The following is a 7834-nucleotide window of genomic DNA, read 5'->3' as shown; positions in this document are numbered from 1 at the left end:
CTATTGCTTCCTTCAGACCCAACATTGCTGTTACGCCCTTGCCGTTGGCTAGCGGTTTTCTTTCAGAACTGTTCCCGCAGTGGACTTTCACCACCAAGTTAATACTCATGCAGAGCAAACAAAAAAAGAGGACAGAAACTGTCCTCTTAAGCTCTAATATTTAAAAATTAATCATTATATCCATTAGGATTCATGCTCTGCCATCTCCAGGAATCAGCACACATCTCTGCAATACCATATTCAGCACTCCAGCCAAGCTCCTCCTTAGCTTTAGTTGCGTCGCAATAGCAGGTTGCGATATCGCCTGGGCGGCGAGGCTTAATCTTATATGGTAAGGTCTTACCGCAAGCCTTCTCATATGCATGAAGAACATCTAAAACAGAGTAACCATGACCAGTACCAAGGTTATAGATACTAACACCAGTATTACTCTCAAATCTCTTAAGTGCTTTAACGTGTCCTACAGCAAGATCTACAACGTGGATATAGTCTCTAACTCCAGTACCATCGTGAGTTGGATAGTCATCACCAAATACACCAAGAGCCTCAAGCTTTCCAATTGCTACCTGAGCAATGTAAGGAACTAGGTTATTTGGAATACCCTTAGGATCTTCACCAATTAAGCCACTCTTATGAGCTCCAATTGGGTTAAAGTATCTAAGAAGTACTACATTCCATTCTGGATCAGCAGTATGTAAATCTGTTAATACCTGCTCAAGCATACTCTTTGTCTGACCATATGGGTTAGTAGGATTTCCCTTTGGGCAATCCTCTGTAATAGGAACAAAGGCAGGATCCCCGTAAACAGTAGCTGAGGATGAGAAGATAATATTCTTAACATTATGCTCTCTCATTACAAAGCAAAGATTGAGTGTACCTGTAATATTGTTATGATAGTACTCTAATGGCTTATGTACAGACTCACCAACAGCCTTTAAGCCAGCAAAGTTAATTACGCTATCAATACTCTCCTTGTTAAAAACATCCTCTAAAGCTGCTCTATCTAATAAATCAGCCTTATAAAACTTAACACTCTTGCCTGTAATCTCTTCAACTCTCTTTAGAGCCTTTTCACTTGAATTAGCAAGATTATCAACAACTACAACATCATAACCTGCATTAAGAAGCTCTACACAGGTATGTGAACCGATGTATCCTGCTCCTCCAGCAACTAAAATGGACATACTATTTCTCCTTTACTGTAGGCTATCACAAAAGGAATTGAATTTAAAGTTACTTTTTCATCTTAAGTCTTGAACGCTTGGAGAAATCAACCTCCTTATATGGAATAGCGCCCTTAACATTAAAGCACTTTTTCTCACAAATTCTACATTGATGCTTATTGCAATACCTAACAACACCATTCTTCTTCTCACTCTTCTTATAAAGAGCAATACCTGCAGGACAAAATACTTTATTAATTTCCATACAGCGAATAAAAGAATCGGTCATGATCGCAAGCTCTGGTAAGCACTCAATATCAAGCTTATCTATATTAATTACTCTTAAAAATATTTTTAAATCAGCTTTCAAAACACAAAGAGTAATATCATCTTCCCTATTATTAAGTGCTTCAATAAAGGAATTAGACTTACTAAATAAAATAGAGCCCTCTATTACTTCCTTCTTGTCATTAATAACAACAGGTTTTATCACCTACATTTCCCTCCACATGTATTTTATTTATAATAAAGGAAATGAAAAAAAGGAAGATTAAATAGCAAATAAAATATAATTTTTGTTCAAATAAGCAACAAAGTTTGTATTTTTACGATAATTCAAACAAAAAATTAACTTCTACTAGCTAAAAAAATAAATTAAAAGCTCTCTTTACAGCCTCATCCCAGAACGCCCAATCGTGAATTCCATCCCAATGCTCATATTTGTAATCAAGGCCCTTTGCCTGTAGTGCATTATCAAGCCTTTGAGAATGAGAGAAAATAAAATCACTCTCTCCACATGCAAGATAGATAAAAGGTGCTTTCTTTACTTTATTAACAAGATAGAAAATATCATCCTTATTTTTAACACTATCTCCATAGATAGCCTTCATCTCATTTTTCTTAATCTTAGGACCAGTTTCATAAATCTCTTTTACATCTACCGCAGGAGAAAAGGCTGCACATCCATTATATCTATTTGGATATGTTAAAGCACACTTTAAAGCGCCATACCCACCCATAGAAAGACCCATGACATAGTTCTTAGCTTTAGCGGTAGGAAGGTTAAATAGATGATGAACCTCCTCTCTTAGCTCCTTTGAGACAAACTCAAAGTACTTTAAGCCAAGATTCATATCTGTATAGAAGCTTCGCTGTACCTCAGGCATTATTACAGCAATACCATGCTCCATAGCATAGCGTTCAACGCTAGTATATCTTTCCCAATTGGTACAGTTATCAGAAAGTCCATGCAAAAGGTAAACAACATTACTATCCTTTAATGGCTTATCCTCTGGAAGGATAGCACAAAAGGAAGTACTCATAACTAAACTATTAGAACGATAATCACAACGCAAAAATGCCATAAGCTCTCCTTAGAATAATCCTGTAATTGTGCCACTATCAGAGATATCCATACCATTAGCAGCAGGGACCTTTGAAAGTCCTGGCATAGTCATAATATCTCCTGCATAAGCAACTAAGAAGCCAGCTCCAGCAGATACTCTTACATCTCTTATATGTAGAGTAAAGCCCTCAGGACGTCCAAGCTTCTTTTGGTCATCAGATAGTGAGTATTGTGTCTTAGCTATACATACAGGGTAAGAGCCATAGCCCTCTTCCTCTGCTTTCTTAAGCTTAGTAATAACACCAGGTGCAAATTCAACAGCTGAAGCACCATATATTTTCTTTGCAACGCTCTCAAGCTTTGCTTTAAGCGTAATATCATCGCTATAAGTAAAGCTTACAGGCTCACTATCATTCTTTAAAAGTGAAATTACACTATCAGCTAGCTCTAAACCACCTTCACCACCCTTTGCCCAAACATCTGCAAAGGAAACATTAATACCCTTAGCATTACAAAAATCTTTAATAGCAGCTGTCTCTGCTTGAGTATCGAGAGTAAAGTGGTTAATTGCAACTGTAACAGGACGCTTCCATACACCTTTAATATTTTCAATGTGCTTTTCAAGGTTCTTTAAGCCCTTAATTAAGGCTTCAACATTTTCCTCTCCAAGCTCTTCCTTTTTTACACCACCATGGTACTTTAGAGCTCTAACAGAGGCAACTAATACAATTGCATCTGGAGAAAGACCCGATAAACGACACTTAATATCTATAAACTTCTCAGCACCTAAATCAGCTCCAAAGCCAGCTTCAGTAACAACTACATCAGCAAGTGATAAGGCTGTCTTAGTCGCTATAACACTATTACACCCATGAGCGATGTTCGCAAATGGTCCGAGGTGTACGAAGGCTGGAGTTTTCTCAAGAGTTTGAACTAGATTTGGCTTTATAGCATCCTTTAATAAAATAGCTACAGCACCAACACCCTTAATATCAGAGAGCTTAACAAGCTTACCATCGTAGGTTCTAGCTAAAATTAAACGCGCAAGTCTTTCCTTTAAATCTGCCATACTAGAGGCTAGGCAGCAGGTAGCCATAATCTCACTTGCAGCTGTAATTTGGAACCCATCCTCTCTAGGAGTTCCATTACTCTTACCGCCAAGACCTGAGATAATAGCTCTTAGCTGCCTATCATTCATATCCATACAGCGTTTCCAAGTAATAGTTCTAGGATCTATATTTAATGGATTTCCCTGCATTATTGAGTTATCAAGGAGAGCCGCAATTAAGTTATTTGCAGCAGTAATTGCATGTAAATCACCTGTAAAATGAAGATTTATATCCTCCATAGGAACTACTTGGGCCCAGCCACCACCAGCTGCCCCACCCTTAACTCCAAAAACAGGACCAAGAGAAGGCTCTCTCAGAGCTAATGCAGTTTTAACACCTCTTCTTGAAAGCGCATCAGCAAGACCAATAGAAATAGTAGTCTTACCCTCACCTGCAGGAGTTGGGTTAATAGCTGTAACTAATACAAGCTTACCCTTCTTCTTTAAGCTATTACTATCGAGGTTTACTTTAGCCTTATATCGTCCATAGAGCTCTAAATCTGATTCATCGATATCAAGCTTCTTAGCTATCTTACCGATTTCTTCCATCTTAACTGAATTTGCAATTTCAATATCTGTCATAGAGATGATATTATCTCAATCGCTTTATGAGGACAAGATGAAATACAATCTCCACAGCGAATACACTCAAGGCTTCGAGGATTCTTATATACAGCTATATCCATAGGACATGCTCTTTGACAGCTTGAGCATTTAGTACACTTTGCTTCATCAACTCTTAGCTTAATTATTGAAATCGGATTAAATAAGCTATATATAGCACCTAATGGACAAATATACTTACAAAATGGTCTTGCGTAATAAATACTTAGAACAATAAATAAAACTAATATTGAAAGCTTAATAAAGAAGGTACTACCAATTAGCTCTCTAATTGGCTTTGAGATAATAGTTAGTGGAATTGCTCCCAATAGCATTCCCGATGGGCAAAGGTAGGTACAAAAGCTTCTAAGCCATAATACAGATATTACTAAGACAAAATATTTTAAATACTTTAATTTATCGTGACCCTTAAGATTCTTTCTCTTATTTTTTACTGGGATCATATATAAAAGCCTTTGGACAAGGCCAAAGGGGCAGAGCCAGCCACAGACAGCTCTACCAAAAATAGTTCCAACTAAAAATAGAAAGCCAAATACATAAAGAGATGTAGGTGAAACTGTTTGTAGTGCTCCAATAGGACATGAAAATAGTGCACCAGGACAGGAGTAGCAATTTAATCCTGGGTGACAGAAGTTTTTTAGCTCTCCCTTATATATCTTTCCAGCTGTAAAGCCCTTTATATATCCATTTGAAAATGCAAATGAAAGAGCTTGGATTATTAATCGTATCTTTTTCATCTGCCAAGTCCTATACACTCAAGGCAAATAGTAGCAGCTTTATTGTAAATAGTATTAGCTTCACCTCTAAGAAGCCCAAAGGTGATCATCAAGACACAAATACAAATTAATAGGATTTTCTTCATCAGCTAGCTATAACCTTACTAATATCAAATATCTCTTTAATATTAGCCTTAGTTATATATGGAAGGCAACGCTGCATTACATTACTTTTACCAATCTCATTCTTAAAGGCCCACCCAGGAAACTCCTCTCTCATCCAGCTGAGCATAGCTACTTGGACCTCACTATTTATCCAGCTATTGTATGCTACTACTCCATTAGCAGAGACATTACCATCTAGCATCTCATAGAGCACCATATCCATAGGAAGAGTCCTAACTGAGGATGGGTATCCATCTAGGCATAGTAAGACGTAATCCCTTGAATTAAATACATCTGTAATTGAGTGACGTAAAATAGTTTCATACCTCTCCTCTGATTGAAAGAAGCTTTTTACATCCTCAAGAGAGCAAAGTGGCTTTTCAAAGGTATTTTCGAATGTAAATATTACACCATTAATTGGAAAGGTATTGTCATTTAGAAGCTTAAAATACCTTAGAGCGAATGCACATAGCATTGGGCACTTTAATTGTGTCCTAGAAAAGTCTGGTTTATAAATCCCATCATGCTCGACTACATCGAGCACCGATGAGTGCTGTATAGTCCAATACATCTTGTCTTCCCCAAAACAAAAAGAATATCTATATAAATGCTTGTAGTAGCTGCTTATATAATAACATGTACTTTTTAATATGTTAATCTTTTTTTACTATTATAAATAATTACACTATACGAATTAAAGAACTAAAGTTATATTATAGCTAGGAGCTTTCCTCTCGTCCCTCCAACCGATAAAACAAAGCTTACAAACTTACTATTTAGAGGAAAGCTCTTTTATTTTCCACTATTGCTTAAAATAATTATCTCATGTAATCTTTTATAGAGGGGATTATTATTTATGGAAAATAATTATACAGAAAACCGCTACTATGATGAAGATGAAATAAATCTAATAACACTTATTTTAAAGATGTTATCACACACAAAGCTAATAGTAATAACTGTAATCTTAGCAATCATTGCAGCATTAGTTTATGGCTTTGCTATTTATGAACCACAATATGATTTAAATGCAAAATATGAATATAGACTTACTCCTAATTCAACATTTTCAAATCTCTACGGAATAGAATATATAAAAGCAGATAGTATTCTTGATAAAATGACACATATCGATACTATTAAGCAGTTTATCAATGATAAAGGACTTGATAGCAAAAAATATAATCCTGAAAAGTTCCTTAACGATAAAGAAATTACCTTAAAGGATAATATAATCTCAGTATCATTTTCTAAAAAGAGCGCAGAGAATGCTGCTATTTATAAAGACTATATTAACTACTGTGTCGAGATTATTAATGATGAAATAAAGAGTAAATTAGTACTTGATATTAATAAGGCTATCCCAACAATTGAATCTGAAATTGCAACTCTAAATCAAATTGAATTTGCATATGAGAATACTAATTCTACTAACTACAATATGATTAATAGTTTAAAAGTCTATATTAATCATCTTAATAACCAAAAGAATATAGCAGAGAATGGAGCAATTAAAGTTTTCTCAGATTTTACAGAACCAAAATCATCAACAAGAGGTAAGACAATGCTTATCATTTGCTTTGTCGTCTTAGTTATTGGTGCTGCAGCTGATTTCTTTATTTGCTTCTTAGATACACATATCTACTTCTCTGATGACCTTGATAACGATAGAAACGTAAAAAGAAGAGTATTATCATTTATTCCACTATATAAGAATAACGAGCTTTCTAATAAGGAGTTTGAGTACATCTTAAATAAGCTAGCTGATAAGAAAGAAATAGCTGTAACAGCTATCACCTCTAAAAAGAGTGTCGATATTATTTCAAAGGGGTTAAAGGCAAATAGTAATGATAAAAATATTATTACTCTTCCAACCTTTACAGAGGATCCTAATGTACTGAAAACAATTAAAGATAATATCACAACACTTGTTATTCTTAATGCAGGTGAAAATACAGTTACAGAGGCTAAGAACTTTGTTAATGACTGTCATATTATTAATTCTGATAACTACTACTTTATCATTAATGGTATTAACGTCTCTGATAAGGCTGTTACTAAGTTTGAAGATGATTCAAAATACATCAAGTATAATTTCTTTAAGTTTAGAAGCTACAAAGAGCACTACAAGAAATATTTAGGTTGATCATCTATTAACCTCAAGGCTGCCCAATGCTACTAGCATTTGGGCATATTTTTTACTCCTCTTAGCTATTTTTAAAACACAATATTTATACCATTGGCTCTATTATTTTTTTACTAAGTCTAGACTATTCATAGATATTTTATCGTTAGCATGCAAATCATAGGCAGTAGTATTGAGAGAATTATTACAATCTTCATATATCATCCAACATAGAAAATTCATCAGATAGAACTATATCAATTACTTTCAATATGCATACTAAAAAACTAAGATGTCCTCAGCTGTAAAAGAATGATGCTATTCTATTCGTGACGGCGAATGGAAGCTGGTTGTAGTACAAATTTCTTTTGAGATGGAGTGTCTTATGATATCTACCTCATTAAAAAAAAATAGTTCACACCAGTTCTTCGATTACTTATTCAGCGGAAGTATGGATTAAGGCTGGAGCTACTTTTCCAGCCCCCATACATTCCATTAATAAAATGAGACCGGGTTCATTCGAGGTCGATACGTGAAGGTAGTCGTTCTAATTGCAGTCAAATTCTAATTAAAGGAGGGCTTACATAT

Annotated in this window: 8 protein-coding genes; 1 reads left to right on the top strand and 7 read right to left on the bottom strand. The window is 35.1% G+C overall.

Going from position 1 to position 7834, the window contains the following annotated elements; translation table 11 throughout:
- Positions 1 to 167: 167 nt before the first annotated feature.
- From galE to FYJ80_RS11335, 7 genes are all read right to left on the bottom strand, one after another.
- On the bottom strand, positions 168 to 1184 hold the full coding sequence (gene galE, locus FYJ80_RS11360) for a UDP-glucose 4-epimerase GalE (protein WP_154426998.1): 1017 nt from the start codon (positions 1182 to 1184) through the stop codon (positions 168 to 170).
- A gap of 49 nt (positions 1185 to 1233) precedes the next feature.
- Positions 1234 to 1656, bottom strand: a complete 423-nt coding sequence (locus FYJ80_RS11355) for a hypothetical protein (protein WP_154426996.1) — start codon at positions 1654 to 1656, stop codon at positions 1234 to 1236.
- Between the two features lie 148 nt (positions 1657 to 1804).
- Positions 1805 to 2527: an alpha/beta hydrolase gene (locus FYJ80_RS11350; protein WP_154426994.1), complete on the bottom strand. Its 723-nt coding sequence runs from the start codon at positions 2525 to 2527 to the stop codon at positions 1805 to 1807.
- Positions 2528 to 2536: 9 nt separating this feature from the next.
- On the bottom strand, positions 2537 to 4198 hold the full coding sequence (locus FYJ80_RS11345; RefSeq protein ID WP_154426992.1) for a formate--tetrahydrofolate ligase: 1662 nt from the start codon (positions 4196 to 4198) through the stop codon (positions 2537 to 2539).
- Complete coding sequence (locus FYJ80_RS11340; protein ID WP_154426990.1) at positions 4195 to 4977, bottom strand: 4Fe-4S binding protein; 783 nt, start codon at positions 4975 to 4977, stop codon at positions 4195 to 4197. The genes FYJ80_RS11345 and FYJ80_RS11340 overlap by 4 nt, the downstream gene beginning before the upstream one ends.
- Complete coding sequence (locus FYJ80_RS12120) at positions 4974 to 5102, bottom strand: CD1871A family CXXC motif-containing protein (RefSeq protein ID WP_268878572.1); 129 nt, start codon at positions 5100 to 5102, stop codon at positions 4974 to 4976. Before FYJ80_RS12120 ends, FYJ80_RS11340 begins: the two co-directional genes overlap by 4 nt.
- Complete coding sequence (locus FYJ80_RS11335; protein ID WP_154426988.1) at positions 5102 to 5692, bottom strand: hypothetical protein; 591 nt, start codon at positions 5690 to 5692, stop codon at positions 5102 to 5104. The genes FYJ80_RS12120 and FYJ80_RS11335 overlap by 1 nt, the downstream gene beginning before the upstream one ends.
- A 285-nt stretch (positions 5693 to 5977) precedes the next feature.
- Here FYJ80_RS11335 and FYJ80_RS11330 point away from each other — a divergent pair, with 285 nt between their 5' ends.
- Entirely contained in the window at positions 5978 to 7267 is a 1290-nt protein-coding gene (locus FYJ80_RS11330; RefSeq protein WP_154426986.1) for a hypothetical protein, read from the top strand.
- The last annotated feature ends 567 nt before the right edge of the window (positions 7268 to 7834 follow it).

Origin of the sequence: Bullifex porci (genome assembly GCF_009695635.1) — a bacterium.
GTDB lineage: Bacteria > Spirochaetota > Spirochaetia > Sphaerochaetales > Sphaerochaetaceae > Bullifex > Bullifex porci.
The sequence above is the reverse complement of the archived record's forward strand: the minus strand, read 5'-3'. Positions and strand labels throughout refer to the sequence as shown.

Bases quoted from the DNA above. Each gene is read 5' to 3' on its own strand.
- galE (WP_154426998.1), bottom strand. From the start codon at position 1,184: ATGTCCATTTTAGTTGCTGGAGGAGCAGGATACATCGGTTCACATACC.
- FYJ80_RS11350 (WP_154426994.1), bottom strand. From the start codon at position 2,527: ATGGCATTTTTGCGTTGTGATTATCGTTCTAATAGTTTAGTTATGAGT.
- FYJ80_RS11345 (WP_154426992.1), bottom strand. From the start codon at position 4,198: ATGACAGATATTGAAATTGCAAATTCAGTTAAGATGGAAGAAATCGGT.
- FYJ80_RS11340 (WP_154426990.1), bottom strand. From the start codon at position 4,977: ATGAAAAAGATACGATTAATAATCCAAGCTCTTTCATTTGCATTTTCA.
- FYJ80_RS12120 (WP_268878572.1), bottom strand. From the start codon at position 5,102: ATGAAGAAAATCCTATTAATTTGTATTTGTGTCTTGATGATCACCTTT.
- FYJ80_RS11335 (WP_154426988.1), bottom strand. From the start codon at position 5,692: ATGTATTGGACTATACAGCACTCATCGGTGCTCGATGTAGTCGAGCAT.
- FYJ80_RS11330 (WP_154426986.1), top strand. From the start codon at position 5,978: ATGGAAAATAATTATACAGAAAACCGCTACTATGATGAAGATGAAATA.